At 64.1% G+C, this 15,105-nt stretch carries 11 protein-coding genes; 6 read left to right on the top strand and 5 right to left on the bottom strand.

Going from position 1 to position 15,105, the window contains the following annotated elements; genetic code table 11:
• Positions 1 to 136: 136 nt before the first annotated feature.
• Both IEV75_RS09745 and IEV75_RS09740 read right to left on the bottom strand, forming a co-directional pair.
• Positions 137 to 1,927 (bottom strand): acyl-CoA dehydrogenase C-terminal domain-containing protein, encoded by a 1,791-nt coding sequence (locus IEV75_RS09745; protein ID WP_188452379.1) that lies wholly within the window; start codon positions 1,925 to 1,927, stop codon positions 137 to 139.
• Positions 1,928 to 1,996: 69 nt separating this feature from the next.
• Entirely contained in the window at positions 1,997 to 2,485 is a 489-nt protein-coding gene (locus tag IEV75_RS09740; protein ID WP_188452378.1) for a MerR family transcriptional regulator, read from the bottom strand.
• A 137-nt stretch (positions 2,486 to 2,622) separates the two neighbouring features.
• Here IEV75_RS09740 and IEV75_RS09735 point away from each other — a divergent pair, with 137 nt between their 5' ends.
• The 6 genes from IEV75_RS09735 to IEV75_RS09710 all read left to right on the top strand — a co-directional run bounded on the left by IEV75_RS09735 (position 2,623) and on the right by IEV75_RS09710 (position 11,073).
• Positions 2,623 to 4,653, top strand: coding sequence for an ICP22 family protein (locus tag IEV75_RS09735; RefSeq protein ID WP_188452377.1), 2,031 nt, complete (start codon positions 2,623 to 2,625; stop codon positions 4,651 to 4,653).
• 192 nt (positions 4,654 to 4,845) lie between these two features.
• Entirely contained in the window at positions 4,846 to 8,043 is a 3,198-nt protein-coding gene (locus tag IEV75_RS09730; protein ID WP_233351820.1) for a peptidoglycan-binding protein, read from the top strand.
• A gap of 9 nt (positions 8,044 to 8,052) precedes the next feature.
• The gene (locus IEV75_RS09725) at positions 8,053 to 8,994 is read left to right on the top strand and encodes a sulfite exporter TauE/SafE family protein (protein ID WP_188452375.1); all 942 of its coding nucleotides are present in this window, start codon (positions 8,053 to 8,055) and stop codon (positions 8,992 to 8,994) included.
• A complete protein-coding gene (locus tag IEV75_RS09720) occupies positions 8,991 to 9,794 on the top strand; it encodes a TIGR02186 family protein (RefSeq protein ID WP_188452374.1) in 804 nt (267 codons plus the stop codon). The genes IEV75_RS09725 and IEV75_RS09720 overlap by 4 nt, the downstream gene beginning before the upstream one ends.
• 10 nt (positions 9,795 to 9,804) lie before the next feature.
• A complete protein-coding gene (locus IEV75_RS09715; RefSeq protein WP_188452373.1) occupies positions 9,805 to 10,287 on the top strand; it encodes a DUF3429 domain-containing protein in 483 nt (160 codons plus the stop codon).
• Between the two features lie 108 nt (positions 10,288 to 10,395).
• Positions 10,396 to 11,073 carry a hypothetical protein gene (locus IEV75_RS09710; RefSeq protein WP_188452372.1) on the top strand — a complete coding sequence of 226 codons (678 nt, stop codon included), beginning with the start codon at positions 10,396 to 10,398 and terminating at the stop codon, positions 11,071 to 11,073.
• On the opposite strand, the gene pdeM is transcribed toward IEV75_RS09710, so the two are convergent.
• From pdeM to IEV75_RS09695, 3 genes are all read right to left on the bottom strand, one after another.
• Positions 11,070 to 11,783 carry a ligase-associated DNA damage response endonuclease PdeM gene (pdeM, locus tag IEV75_RS09705; protein WP_233351819.1) on the bottom strand — a complete coding sequence of 238 codons (714 nt, stop codon included), beginning with the start codon at positions 11,781 to 11,783 and terminating at the stop codon, positions 11,070 to 11,072. The two genes, IEV75_RS09710 and pdeM, sit on opposite strands and share 4 nt — an antisense overlap.
• Before the next feature lie 20 nt (positions 11,784 to 11,803).
• Complete coding sequence (locus tag IEV75_RS09700) at positions 11,804 to 12,442, bottom strand: CatB-related O-acetyltransferase (RefSeq protein WP_188452371.1); 639 nt, start codon at positions 12,440 to 12,442, stop codon at positions 11,804 to 11,806.
• 134 nt (positions 12,443 to 12,576) lie between these two features.
• Positions 12,577 to 15,069 (bottom strand): ligase-associated DNA damage response DEXH box helicase, encoded by a 2,493-nt coding sequence (locus IEV75_RS09695; RefSeq protein WP_188452430.1) that lies wholly within the window; start codon positions 15,067 to 15,069, stop codon positions 12,577 to 12,579.
• Between the last annotated feature and the right edge of the window lie 36 nt (positions 15,070 to 15,105).

Genomic DNA, 15,105 nt, shown 5'->3' with positions numbered 1-15,105 from the left:
CCTCGGGTCTTGTTTCGTGTTTCCAGCCCTCGTGCTTCGAGACGGCCTTCGGCCTCCTCAGCATGAGGGCTGACGGCGACCCCTCATCCTGAGGAGCGCGTCAGCGCGTCTCGAAGGATCAAGGGTTCGCAAGTCATCAGAACTGTTCAGCCGTCAGGGCCATCATGGATTCTGCTCCAGCCTCGATTTTTGCCAGATGCGCATCCGCGTCCGGCAGCCAGCGCTGCAGGAAATAGCGGCCTGTCACCAGCTTGCCGGCATAGATCGGGTCGTCAGAGCCTTCGGCGATCTTTTCCAGCGACACCTTCGCCATCCGGCCCCACATCCAGGCAAAGCAGGTCAGGCCGAACAGATGCAGATAATCGGTGGAGGCCGCCCCGGCATTGTCGAAATTCTCAAGGCCCTTCTCGACCAGCCAGTTGGTGGCCTTTTGCAGCTTGGCCTTGGTGGCGGCGAGACCGTCAAGGAAGGGCTCCAGCTCCTTGTTGCCTTTATTGTCGGCAACGAAAGCGTCCATCTCGGCAAAGAAGGTGTTGATCGGGCGCATGCCGTTCATGGCGAGCTTGCGGCCCACCAGATCGAGCGCCTGAACGCCGTTCGTGCCTTCATAGATGAGGGTGATGCGGGCATCGCGCAAAAGCTGTTCAATGCCCCACTCGCGCGTGAAGCCCGATCCGCCATGGATCTGCAGGCCTTTTGACACGCTGTCATAACCCTTGTCGGTCAGGTAGGCCTTCACGATAGGGGTCAGCAGCGCCATGTAGTCGCCCGACTTGGTGCGGGTGGCCTCATCTTCGGCCTTGTGCTCCAGATCGCCCTGCAGCGCGGTCCACAGCGTGAAGGCGCGGCCCGCCTCGACGAACACTTTCTGGTCCATCAGCATCCGGCGCACATCGGGGTGCACGATGATCGGATCGGCGGGACCATCAGGGTTTTTCGGGCCCGTCAGCGAACGGCCCTGAATGCGGTCCTTCGCAAACGCCAGCGAGTACTGATAGGCGGTCTCGGCGAGCGCGAGCCCCTGGAGGCCGACGCCAAGGCGCGCCTCGTTCATCATCACGAACATGATGCGCAGGCCCTTGTTCTCCTCGCCGACCAGCCAGCCGGTTGCCTCGTCATAATTCATCACACAGGTGGCATTGCCGTGAATGCCCATTTTCTCTTCCAGCCCGCCGCACTTCACACCATTGCGCTTGCCCGGATTGCCGTTCTCGTCGGGGATGAATTTCGGCACCACGAACAGCGAGATACCTTTCACGCCCGCCGGTGCGCCTTCGACGCGCGCCAGAACCAGGTGGATGATATTCTTGCTCATCGGATGCTCGCCGGCCGAGATCCAGATCTTCTGGCCGGAAATCTTGTAGGTGCCGTCCCCGTTGGGCACCGCCTTGGTACGCAGCATGCCAAGATCGGTACCGCAATGCGGCTCGGTCAGGTTCATCGTGCCCGACCACTCGCCGGAGATCATCTTGGGCAGGTAGAGGCGTTTTTGTTCATCGGAACCGCCGACATGAAGCGCCTGCGCCGCGCCCCCCGTAAGCCCCGGATACATGCCGAATGCCATATTGGTGGCGGTCACCATCTCGTTGAAGGCGAGGTTGAGATAATGCGGCAGGCCCTGCCCGCCATATTCGGGATCGGCCGACAGCGCGGTCCAGCCGCCCTCGGTCAGCTGGTCATAAGCTTCCTTGAAGCCGGCCGGGACGACCACCTCACCGTCAGGCTGAAGCTTGCAGCCCTCATGATCACCGACCTTGTTAAGCGGGTAGAGCACATTCTCGCAAAACTTGCCCCCCTCCTCGAGAATGGCATCCACGATATCCGCGCTGGCATCGGCAAAACCGGGCAGATTGCCGTATTGCTGGACGTTCAGCACATCGTTGAGGACAAAGCGCTGGTCACGGATCGGGGCGCGATAGCTGGGCATGAGGGGTGTCTCCGGTATTGAAGTGCTGGGTACGGTTTTAGTGGTCCCGCCGTGCGGGGGATGGGAAATCTAGGGCTGGTCGGGCGGCCCGACAGACCATTGTACAAGCCGGGCAGCGGCCAGTGCCTCGAAGGCCCGGGCGCGGCGCTTGATGTCTTCGGGCGGATCACGGTCATTGAGCCGTTCCTCCATCCACACGACACCCGCCTCCAGCTCGCCGATCGCGTCATCTATGTCGTCGCGCTGGCGCTTCAGATCTTCGATGCGCGCGCGGAAACGCTCGATGGAACTTTCAAGATGGCCCCGGCTGGCATGTTCGGTCGCCTCAAGGTCGAGCATTTCCTTGATCTCGGCCAGTGAAAACCCGACGCGCTTGCCCCGCAGGATGAGGATAAGGCGTGCCCGGTCTGCGGCCGTGTAAAGCCGCGTCGCCCCCTTGCGCTGCGGCGAGATCAGGCCCTGCTGCTCATAGAAGCGCAAGGCACGCGGCGTCACGCCGAAGGATGCGGCGAGGTCGCGGATCGAATAGAGGGTTTCAGCAGCAGATGATGCCTTCATACGGCTACTGTCTGCCAAGTTGACGTTCACGTCAACGTCAATTCGAGTTAACGCGGCGCATCCTGCATGCTGCCTTGACCCGGCCACGATGGCGCGCTTGGCTCTGGAGCGCAAATGCGCCGGAGAAAGTACATCCCATGTCTGTCAGCACCATCATGCTCGCCCTGTCACTGGCAGCCACACCCGCGTCGGCGCCGCAGCGCCTTGACCCTGATGACATAGAGGCACTCGAGGCGCTGCTGCGCTCGATGGAGGCTGGCGCGGACGAACAGGCCAGCCCGGCGGAAGAGGAAGCGGGCGAGACCGCCCCTCCTGATGATGGCGAAGCGGACAACGGGGAGCCGGACGCAGACAGTTCGGATGAGACAGACCAGCCGGCCGGCGCCACCAATGAGGACGCGCCCGAAGAGGCCTCGCCCGGCAGTGAGGAAGCGGACGAACCGGCAGACGAAGGCGCAGCCGCGCAAGCGTCCGGCGATGACGGCTCTGGCTCGCAGGACACCACGGACACTGCCGCCCAAGACCCGGAGCCGGCGGTGGAGACTGACGACGCAGCTGATGGTGATATGCCGGACAGCGAAGCGCCGGAAGATCCCGAAGTCAGCAACGGCGCCACGCAAACCGAAGCACCAGCAGACAGTGACGCGCTTGCGCAAGCCGGCTCGTCCGGTCAGGACGCCGCGCCTGTGCCGGCCCGCATGACGCCTTTTGTAGGTATGGACCGGTATGAAGCGGTCCGCGGCCGGGCTTTCGGCGATGCGCTGGCGCTGAGCTGGGTGGTGGCTGTCACTCCGCTTGATGAATCCGGCCCGCCGGACGCCGACAACACGCTGGCTGACGATGAGGCGGCACAAGCACGCACCTTTTTCACCGGCGACAGCTGGGCCGGAGAACAGTCTGGCAGCGGCGTATGGCTCTATGATTTCGGGGCGAACCGCATATTGCGGCTAGACGTGGCGGGCGGCAGCTACACCAACACGTCAACCTATGCCGCAGTGCGGCGCAATGTGGACATCTACGCGGCCCTCTCGCAGGGCGGGCAGGAAGAGGAAATCGCGTTCGGCCCCTCGGCAAGCTTCCACCGCTTCTGGCTGGAGGCAGCAATGGGAGTCGCCGCCGCACCGGCAGGACTGACCAGCACCACGCGGCCTGCTGAAGCAAGTGATGGCGCGCGCTCCAGCGGCACCGTCACCAGCTGGTATCGGGAAGAAGACGGCCCCGCCATAGCCAGCGCCTGGACGGGATGTGACGGCGCGGAGCTCTCAGCAGTCCAGCACCGCAACCTCATCACCGCCTTCGCTCACCGGCTGGCCATCCATCCCGACATCCTGTCTGCCCTGCGCGAAGGCGGCGAGCCTGTCTGCGCCTTGTCGTTCACTGTCATCAGCCCTGAAAGCCCGCAAGGCCGCGTCGAACACTGGCGCCTTGAAGGATCAGAACCGCTCGAGCCCGGCGCCCTCGGCTTCGCTGACGCAAGCCTGGCCAGCGCCAATCTCGATCTGGTGGATGGCGCCTTGCGTGAAACCATCGCATCGGCCCTGGCGGGCGAGCTGGGCGCAGCCCCCTCACCGCCGGACTTCATGGTCGAGATACAGGGCCTGCAGGATGAAGGCGACTTTGCCGGGGCCATGCTGACCCTTGTCCAGGAAACCGCCCATTTCGGTCTTTGTCCGGCCGAGACCATCGGCTCGGAACGCCTGGCCTGCACAGGTGCCGACAGGCTTGCCGAAGCAGGCGCGGGCGACCCCGGTTTTGAAGCCGTGTCTGAAGCCATACAGGCCGCATCGGAAGGCGCCCACCGGCTCGCGGTCGAGCAGATTCAGCCCTATCTGGACCGGGAGGGCCATGCCGGCGCCGCGGCACGTACCATGGCGGCGCGTCAGCTGATTGACTGGGGCGAAGAGGGGCTGGCCGAGTACCCGGATCTCGATCCGGCCGCACTGCTGACCGAAGCGCTGGCCATGGACCCTTTCGCCGCCGCCAACTACTGGCACCTCGCCGTACGTTACATGGCAGCCGGGGCCCCCGATGAAGCCTGGTTCCTCATGGACTCCGGCCGCGCCCTGCCGGGCCGCGAACCGGTCGATCCTCTGAGCCAGGCCGGGGCGCTAGAGCGAAGGCTGCAATTGCTGGCACCAGCGCTGTTTCCGGGCGATGCAGCACAGTGAGCCGAATTTAAGGAAACTTTACGCGCCGTTAACCGCATCGCGGGTTCTTGTTAACTGTTAAGGACGGGGGTGGAACGCCCGTGTGCAACGGATAGCTGTGGAAACACCACATATTGCGGTCAGCGATCCGGTTTACACAATATTAACCGTTCCGCTACCCTCGCCCTATCGGGTCGGGAGCGCGTGAGTCGGATGACATCCGGGACACCTTGGAGCGTTAAAGGCATCGACCCGCGCGCGCGGGCGATGGCCAAGACAGCTGCGCGCCGCCAGGGCATGACTCTCGGCGAATGGCTCAACCGCGTCATTCTCGAAGATGGCCCGCTTTCGACCGACTGGCCGGACCGTCTCAGCGGCTTTCCCGGATTTACGGGCACGCCAGATGGCGACGGTGGCGGCGGTGATGACGACCTTCATGAAATGATTGCGCGGCTGGGCGCCCGTATCGAGGCGGCCGAATCGCGTGCCCAGCTTGCCATATCCGGGGTGGACCAGTCAGTGAGCGGGCTGGCCCGGCGGCTGGAACGCATCGAGGACGGGCTGGAGGACGAAGAAGAGTCGACCGGCGCCGCTCTCGCCCGTATGCGCGCCAGCCAGGACGAGCTGATGGACCGGCTGCGCAAGCTGGAGCGCAATGGCGGCAGCGGCGACACCGCCCCCGTCCGCGCGGTTGAAGCAGCCCTCGGCAAGGTAGCCGCACGGCTATACGAGACCGAACGCGATTTCCGCTCCGAGATTGACGGACTGCTCGAGCGCGAGGATCGCCGCAAGGACGGCGCCGAAAAATCCATACGCACGCTGGCTGAACGTATTGACGAGGCCGAACGGCGCACCCGCGCCGAGGAGCAGTCCCTGCGCGATCTGGTGGAACAGCGCCACAAGGACATGACCAGTGCGCTGGACGGCGTGCACGACAGCTCGCGTGCTTTGCAGCGCCGGCTGGTGGCGGCGGAAAGCGCTACCTTCCAGGCCGCAGATGCACTGGCGAAGTCGCATGAGCGGCTGGAGGCACGCCTTGCCCAGCTGGAGCAGGGCACGGGCTCTGCCATGACGCAGGAACAGTTCCAGCAGCGCTTTGACCGGCTGGCGACCGAGCTGGCTGAAGTGATCCGCGACACGCGCCGCGAGTTTGCCGGCCAGCTGGACGCGCTGGCGCGTTCGGGCGGTCAGGGCGGGCGGTTTGAACAGGCCTTGCAGGCGACCGAGGCGCGCCTGTCGGCTGCCGAGACCCGGCAGGCCGACACGCTGGCGCGCATCAGCCAGGAAGTCTCCCGTCTGGCCCGTGCCATCGACCGGCGCTTCACCGACAACGAGGCCCGGCTGGAGGCCCGCTTCCGCGATCAGGAACAGCGCCGGAGCCAGCTGCGCAACCAGGCCGATATTGAAAGCCGTCTTGACGATGTGCGCCGGGAGAGCAGTCATGCTGTGAGGCAGATCGGCGAACAGGTGGCAAAGCTCGGCGAGACGCTCGCCGAGCGTGTCAGCAACGCCGAGGAGCGCTCTGCCCGGGCATTGGAGGCCGCAGGCGAACGCATGGCCCGCGTGGTGGAAACACTGGATGCCAATGGGCGCGCACGCTCCGAGGATGACGTGCTTCAGGCACGCATTGCCGCGTCCGAAGAGCGCACGGCTGCGCGCATCGCCGAGGCGATGGAAGGCGTGCATGCGCGCCTGGACGCCGCGCGCACCGAGACTTCCGAGGCGCTATCACCCGTCCAGCGGGCCATGACAGCGCTTGCCGAACGCCTTGAGGCGATCGAACAGAACGCGCTGCATGAACCGCCACGGCGCAAGATGCCTTCAGCCGCGTTTGAAAAACGTGCCGAAAGGACAGGCGAACCCGCGCCGGAGGCGGACAGTTTTGCAAGCCCGCTGAAGCCGCCGCCCGGCCAGCGCGAGGCGGCGCTCCAGGGCGAATTCGCCATCAGCGGCACCGACAGTTTCGTCGTCGCGGTTGAGGATCCGCTGACCGGCCCGCAGCGCGAGGACTTCGGCCCGTCCGCGGACGACAACGCTGCGGATGATGTCTGGCAGGAAGCGCCACAGCCTGCGCCCATGCCTGAACCTGCACGCCGCACACGCGCTGCCCAGGTGCTTGGCGCCACGGCCGATGCCGAGTTTCTGTCAGCGGCCCGCCGCAAGGTCCGCACGGGCGGCTCTGATCCGGCGCGATATGACTATTCAGCCGTGCAGGCGCCGCAGGCCGAAGGCACACGCAGCCGCTGGCTGCTCGCCGGGGTCAGTCTTCTGGGTTTCCTGGCCCTGGGGGCCGCTGCCGCCTTCGTGCTGACCGACGGATTCAATCGCGGAACGCAATCGGCGCAAACCGACGTCTCGCCCGAAGCGCTCTCCAGCCTGTTTGCTGACGTGCGCACGGAGCAGACCAATGTGATTGAGCCGCAATCTGCCGGACCGGCAACAGCAGACGAGACCGCCGCGGCAACGGGCAATGAGGCAGCACCCGCAGAACCGCTGGAAACGCCGGTTGAGGTGGCTCCAGCAACGGTCCAGCCCGCTGAGAGCGCGCCCGCCCGGCAGACCGCGCAAGAGGCTAGCGCGCAGCCGGCTGCCAACATACTTCCCGACACGCCATTGACGCTGGAGGCCGCTGCGACCTCTGGTGACCCGGTAGCGCGCTATCAACTGGCCCTCCAGCGCTTCGAGGCCGATGACATGCAAGGCGGTCTCACACTGATCCGCCGCGCCGCCGAGCAGGGCATACCCGACGCCCAGTTCCGCTATGGCCGCCTGCTGGAGCGGGGCGAGGGCGTCACAGCTGATCCCGAAGCCGGGCGGCAGTGGATCGTGCGGGCCGCGGAGAACGGCCATCTGCGCGCCATGTATGAAGCCGGCGTCGCCTATGTGAACCAGTCCCCCACACCGGCGAACCAGCAGGCCGCGGCACGCTGGTTCGAACAGGCTGCCCTGCACGGCATGGGTGACAGCCAGTTCAATCTCGGCCTGCTCTTCGAGGAGGGCTTTGGTGTGCCGCAAAGCGCCGCCGACGCCTATGCCTGGTTCCTCATTGCCGCGGCGGGCGGAGACAGCGCTGCGGCTGAACGGGCGGCCGGGCTGCGCCGCGAGCTTTCGGCCGAACAGCGCGCGGCCGCAGAGGATGCAGCCCGCAGTTTTGCGCCGCGCACCCTCGACCCGCAGGCGCAAGGCCGCTACCCCGCCCAGACCTGGGAGCAAGGGGCAAGCACGCGCCTGATCGCCCGGGCGCAGGAATTGCTTTTCGCCATGGGCTATGGTTCCGGTCAGGCTGACGGGGCTTACGGCCCGCAAACCCGCGAGGCAGTGGTGGCATACCAGCGCGCGCAAGGACTGGAAGCGAGCGGGGCGATAGACACCGCTCTGGTTGCCCGGCTCGAGCGCGGCCCGTCCCGGTAGGGCGGGGCGATGGACATCTACCTTCCCATAGCGGAAGTCTCGGTAAACATTTTCCTGATACTGGGCCTTGGCCTCGCCGTCGGCTTCCTGTCAGGCATGTTTGGCGTCGGCGGCGGCTTCCTGATGACGCCGATTCTCATCTTCATCGGCATCCCCCCTCCGGTTGCGGTGGCGACCCAGACCAACCAGATCGTCGCCTCGTCCGCATCGGGCGCCATCGCGCATTTCCGGCGCAAGAGCCTCGATCTGAAGATGGGGCTCTACCTGCTCGCCGGCGGCGTTGTGGGTTCGGTGGGCGGGGTCTGGCTGTTCTCCTTCCTGCAGGCCACGGGCCAGATCAATCTGGTCATCTCGCTGTGCTATGTCGGCTTTCTGGGCATTATCGGCGGGCTGATGTTTGTAGAGAGCGCTACCGCGCTGTGGCGGCGCTACCGCCAGGGCAAGGCCGGCATCACGCCGCGTCCGCGCCGCCGCCGCCGGGGCCTGATAGATGCCCTGCCCTTCAAGGTCCGCTTTCCGGTCTCCGGCCTCTATATCAGCCTGATCCCGGTCATCGGCATTGGCGCGCTGGTCGGCCTGCTGGCTGCCCTGATGGGCGTTGGTGGCGGCTTCGTCATGGTGCCGGCCATGATCTACATCCTGCGCATGCCAACCTCTGTGGTTATCGGCACATCGCTGTTCCAGATTCTCTTCGTGACGGCGTTGACGACCTTCCTGCAGGCCGCACAGAACCAGACAGTCGATCTGGTACTGGCTGCCCTGCTTATCGTTGGCGGCGTCATCGGTGCACAGTTCGGTGCCCGCGCGGGCCAGCGTATCCGCGCCGAGGAATTGCGGGCCGCCCTCGCCCTGATGGTGCTGGCGGTCTGCCTCAAGCTCGCCTTTGACCTGGTGTCTGATCCCGTCGACATGTTCGAGCTGATGGAGACCGCCGGAAGGAGCGCATCATGATCCGCGCTGCGCTCATGAGCCTGGTGTTGGGCGGTACAGCGAACGCCGCGCCCGAGGACGAGATCCAGCCTGTCGGCATTGTCGCTGCCCTGACACAGGAAGTCGTCGAAATACGCTCCAACTTCACCGGCGCGGACTTTCTCGTCTATGGCGCCGTTACCGGTCTTGAGGAAGGCGATGACATAGTCGTGGTCGTGCGCGGACCGCAGGAAGATTTGCGCGTCATGCGCAAGATCCGCACGCTGGGCATCTGGATCAACCGCGCGCCGATCACCTTTGAGGACATCTATGGCTATTACGCCGTCGCCTCCACCCGGTCCTTGAGCCAGTTTGCGACCTTCTCCTCGCTGCGGCGCGAAGCCATCGGCATGGAGCATCTGCGCCTGTCAGCGCCCGCTCATGAGCGCGAAGAAACGCGCTTTGGCGTGGGCGGCGTCGTGGTCACCGAGCTTGGCGGAGAAATAGTGGATTATCGCCGGGCCGTTGTGCGCAACCGCGCACGCGACGGGCTTTACGTGGAATCACCGGGCGGCGTGGAAATACTCGATGGCGGGCTGTTCCGGGCCGATGTGCGCCTGCCGCCCGTGACGCCGGTGGGCGAATATGCGCTCGACATCTATCTCTTCCGTGATGGCGTGCCGATAGCCAGCCGCCGGACCACGCTGGAGGTCCGCAAAGCCGGGCTGGAGCAGGCTTTGTATGATTTTGCGCATGATCATGCGCCGCTCTATGGCATGATTGCCGTCATCATCGCGCTTCTGGCAGGATGGAGCGCGGCAGAAATCTTCCGCCGCAGATAGGAACCCGACAATGCTCAGACAGCTCAGCGAAGCGCCCGGCACCCCGCTCCTTATGGGCTTTGCCGGTCTTGTTCCCTTCTTCGCCGGCGCCTTCGGCATAGCGCTGGGCGGGCAGGCCGGGCTGCAGGCTGCCAATTTCCTGCCGATCTATGCCGCTGTCGTGCTGTCCTTCCTGGCCGGCGGGCGCTGGACAACCGAGATCGTGCTGCGCGCCGACGCTCCGCGCACGGGCGTGTTGTTGCTGGCTGTGCTGCTGTCACTGTCTGGCTGGTTTGCGGTGCTCTTGCAGGTCTGGAACCGGCCGGACCTGCCCTTTGATACCGAGCTGACCGGATGGGGCATGCTGATCGCCGGTTTCGTCATCCAGTATCTGTGGGACCGCGGCGCAGTGCGTGGCGGCACGCTGCCGCGCTGGTACTTGCCCTTGCGGCTGGTTCTGACGCTGGGCGCCGTGATCGGCCTTGGCGCGGCGCTAGCGATACGGGCGATGTAGGGCGCAAGCAATGCTCTATGATCAACAAGAACCGCCCAATTTGTTGTAAACTTTTCTAACCACGTTAAATTGTACAAGATAGATTAATCGACGGGGGAGAAACTACTGATGTTCAGAGCGATTCTTATAGGGCTTGGATTGCTCGCAGCGAGTGCGTGCGCAACTCCCGCACAAAATTATGTTGCACCATCCGAACAGTTCAGCCGCCCAGAACTGGATACTATCGTTACAGTTGGCGTCGGCGAAGCGATGCTGTCTCAAGGAAACATCGTGTACCTGGACGGAGTCAATGTGGCACCTTCCACAAGCGTTTCAGGATATACTTTCCAAGGGGGATTTTACCCGCAGACAGGACAAGATGAGAATTGGACATACCACTCATATGCCTACATGTCGGGAGGAAATGAGAACTTAGGGGTACTGTCCAAAAATTTCTTGATGGACCCACCTCAATCTATCCGCGCGTCGCACGAGAATGATCGACTTTGTGTAATTACTGTATTTAATGTCGCCACTTGTTCAAATCGAGACTTTGACCGAGAGCAGAGAGCAATTGCTAGCAGTAATGCGTTTCAACAAACACTACTCTATAGCGGACGGATCGGCGATGCGATAAGCATATCATACCGTGAATTTTCTGGTAATGTTGCTCGACCAGCATTTTCAAACGATGTGCAGTACGATTTAAGCATTTCATCCGAAATCGGATATCGAGGCGCAGTGATTGAAGTGATCAGCGCTACAAATACCGAGATAACCTATCGGGTGATCAGGAACTTTAACTAATCCCCCAGCACGCTTTTGCCCGGCACGCGATAGACCCGCTCCCGGCCCAGCATCCACACATCGGGCGTCCGGGCAAAGCAGGCGGCAAAGGCCGCATCGCATACATTCAGCCCGCCTGTATAGGCCCCGAAGGCCGGCAGAATCACGCGCGTGCCGTCACTGACAAAGGCGCGGCGGCGCACCGATCGGCCCGACCGGCGCACCCGGGCGCAGGGGTGAAGATGGCCAGCGACCTCGCCTGGTGACGCGCCTTCGCGCGGCTCATGGCGCAGGGTGAGGCCGTCCAGCGCCATCTCGTCTGCCACCTCCCCGCCATAGCGCGGCGAAGGCGCGGGATCGTGATTGCCGGCAATCCACACCCAGCGCTCCACGCAATCGACCAGATCCTTCAGAAAGGCTTCGTCTTCGCCGTGCATGCGCGCTTCGGCTGTCTGGTCGTGGAAGCTGTCGCCCAGCGCGATGACCGTGCGCGGCTGCAGGCGCACCATCGCATCGGCGAGGCGGGCCAGTGTCGCGCGTGTGTCATAGGGTGGCAGCATCACCCCCCTGGCGGCAAAGGCAGACCCTTTTTCCAAGTGCAGATCAGCCACGATGAGCGCAGACGCGCTTTCCACGAACGCCACGCCCGACACATCGGCCAGCACCGGCACGCCGTTGACCTCGATATGCTGAACGATGGGAGCGGCGGCCTGTAGCATCTGCCCAGACAAGCGCGTTCTCCATCCGTTCGTCAATCTGCCTCTTGCAGGGCGCGCACATCGCCCGCCCTTAGCGCATTGATATGCCGCGATATTTTCTCCACCGGCCAGTCCCACCACGAAATACGCGAGAGCGCCGCTATGGTGGTGCCGTCAAAGCGCTTCTTGCGCAACTCCGCCGGATTGCCCGCCACGATGGCGTAGTCAGGCACATCACGCGTGACGACGCTGTACGCGGCGATGATGGCGCCATTGCCGATGCGCACGCCCGGCATGATGACCGCCTGACGCCCGATCCAGACATCGTGGCCGACAATCGTGTCGCCGCGATAGCCGCTGTCCAGCGAGCTTTCTTCAAAGCCCTTTTCCCAGCCACCGCCGAATATCTGGAACGGATAGGTGGAGATACCGTCCAGCGCATGGTTCGCGCCGTTCATGATGAATGTCACGCCGGTGGCAATCGCGCAGAACCGCCCGATGACCAGCCGGTCGCCGGTGAAATCGTAATGGTAAAGGACGTTGCGGTTTTCGAACTCTTCGGGCGCATCGGGATCATCGTAATAGGTGTACTCGCCGACCTCGATATTGGGCCGGCTGATGACGGGCTTGAGAAAGCAGACGCGGTCAAATCCCGCCATCGGATGCGGGTTCATGGGATCAGGACCATGCATGGTTATTCACCTTTCACGCCCGCGCGCTTCGCAGCAGGGCGTTCTCTGTTTGCTGTGTGGAGCGGAGACGGCGCACGCGCCGGAAAGGTGCTAGTTCATAATGCGCTCGATTTGCCGCAAAATCCCGCCAGCCGTCAAGGCCTGACGGCTTCTTCGATGAGGCTTTCTGACGCGGCTTCCAGAATGGCCTCATGGGCCTCGCCATAGACCGGCTCGCGCCCGATCTCCAGCATGACCGGAACCGCTAACGGCGAAACGCGCTCCAGCGCCACCGCGTCAATCCGGCCTTCAATGGCTGCCAGCCGGTCTGACAGGCGCCGGATGTCGAGCAAACCCGTGGCCGCATCGGCCCATGCGGCCTGCATCAGGATGTGGTCGGGTTCATGTTCACGCAGCACATTGTAGATGAGGTCTGCCGAGAAGCTCACCTGCCGCCCGGTCTTCTCAAGGCCGGGGTGACGGCGTTCGATCAGGCCGGAGATCAGCGCGCAATGGCGGAACGTGCGCTGCATCAGCACGCTTTCATTGAGCCAGGCATCCAGATCATCGCCCATCAGATCGGGCGAGAAGAGCGCGGCAAAATCCACTGGCCCCATATCCTCCAGCGCCCACACCGAGAGCGCATACTCGTTGGCGACATAGCCCAGAGGTTTAAGGCCCAGCCGCTCCAGCCGCCGGGTCAGCAGCACGCCCAGCGTGGCATGCGCCAGCCGCCCCTCGAACGGATAACAGACGAGATAATGCTTGCCCGCGCGCGGGAAGGTTTCCACCAGCAGCCGGTCAGTCTGCGGCAGGCGCGAGCGAAGCTGTTGCATTTCCAGCCATTCGCGCACCTGGTCTGGCAGCTTGTGCCATTGCTCCGGCTCGCTGACCAGCTTGCGCACCCGCGCCGCCAGATAGGTCGATAGCGGAAACTTGCCGCCCTGCCAGGAGGGGACTTTGGGATCTTCGCCCCCTGCCCGGCTGACGAACAGATCGGTCTGGCTGGTGCCTTCAAAGCGCAGGACCTGCCCGGCAAAGAGGAAGGTATCGCCCACACTCAGCTGATCCGCGAACCATTCCTCCAGCTGGCCGAGGCGGGGACCTGCGGCGCGCAGGCTTTTCGCACCGCTGCGCGCGCTGACCACGCGCACATCCAGCATAGGGCTTTCCACTATGGTGCCGATATTCAGCCGGTGACGCTGGGCCACACTGCGATTGCGCGCCCGCCAGAGGCCGTCCCGCCCCTTCACGATACGGCGGAAACGGTCATAGCTGCCCAGCGCATAACCGCCGGTAGCGACGAACTCCAGCACGCGGTCAAAGGTCTCACGCGGCAGCTCGGCGTAGGGTGCGGCGCGGCGGATTTCCGCATATAGCGCATCGGCCTCGAACGGATCACCGCACGCCCGGCCCATGACATGCTGGGCGAGCACATCGAGCGCGCCGGATTTGAGCGGCTCGCCGTCAAGCGCATGTTCGGCCACCGCATCGCGCGCCGACAGGCACTCAAGATGCTCAAACCGGTTGGCGGGCACCAGTACGGCGCGCGACACCTCATCCAGCCGGTGATTGGCCCGGCCAAGGCGCTGGATCAGGCGCGAGGTGCCTTTGGGGGCACCCAGCTGGACCACTAAATCCACATCGCCCCAGTCAATGCCCAGATCGAGCGTCGAGGTGCACACCACCGCGCGCAGTTTTCCCGCCGCCATCGCCCCTTCCACCTTGCGGCGCTGCTCCACGCTGAGCGATCCGTGGTGAAGCGCGATGGCGAGATTATCGTCATTGATCCGCCAGAGCCGCTGGAAGGCGAATTCCGCCTGGGAGCGCGTGTTGACGAAGACCAGCGCTGTGCGGGCCGTCTTCAGAAGGGCATACACCCCTTCCATGGCGTGCTGGCCCATATGCCCCGCCCAGGGGATACGCGCCTCGGGGGTGAGGATGGACACCTCCGGTTCTGCTCCCGCAGCGCCGCGCACGATACGGGTAGTCAGCGCTTCACTGGCCGGATCGCGCGACAGCCAGCGCGCATGTCCCTCCACATCCTTCACGGTGGCAGAAAGGCCGATGCGGCGCGCCTGCGGCGCATAATGGCTGATCGCCGCCAGCCCCAGCGCGAGAAGGTCACCGCGTTTTTGCGGGGCGAGTGCATGCACCTCGTCCACGATCACAGCTTTCAGGTCGGCAAAGAAGGCCGCGCCGTTTTCCTGTGCGACGAACAGGGCGAGCTGCTCGGGCGTGGTCAGCAGAATATCGGGCGGAGCGGCGCGCTGTCGGGCGCGTTTGGACTGCGGCGTATCGCCAGTGCGCGTCTCGATGCGAAGCTTGAGGCCCATCTCCTCGACCGGCACCATCAGATTGCGCGCCACGTCCTGCGACAGCGCTTTGAGTGGCGAAACATAGAGCGTGTGCAAACGATGGGGACGTTCCCTGCCTGCATCCTGCACCACACCTGCCAGCTCTATCAGAGAGGGCAGGAAGCCCCCCAGCGTCTTGCCGCCGCCGGTCGGCGCGGTGAGCAACACGTCTTCGCCCGCCTGTGCTGCCGAGAGCATGGCCAGCTGATGGCCGCGCGGCTGCCAGCCCCGGCTGGCAAACCAGCGGGCAAAAAGCGGTGGCAATTCTGGCAGGCCCGGCGCGCGATCCATGGTGCCAAGAGATAGAGCCAATGCCGCTTGCGGTCG

It is taken from the genome of Glycocaulis albus (assembly GCF_014639075.1).
GTDB lineage: Bacteria > Pseudomonadota > Alphaproteobacteria > Caulobacterales > Maricaulaceae > Glycocaulis > Glycocaulis albus.
The sequence above is the reverse complement of the archived record's forward strand: the minus strand, read 5'-3'. Positions and strand labels throughout refer to the sequence as shown.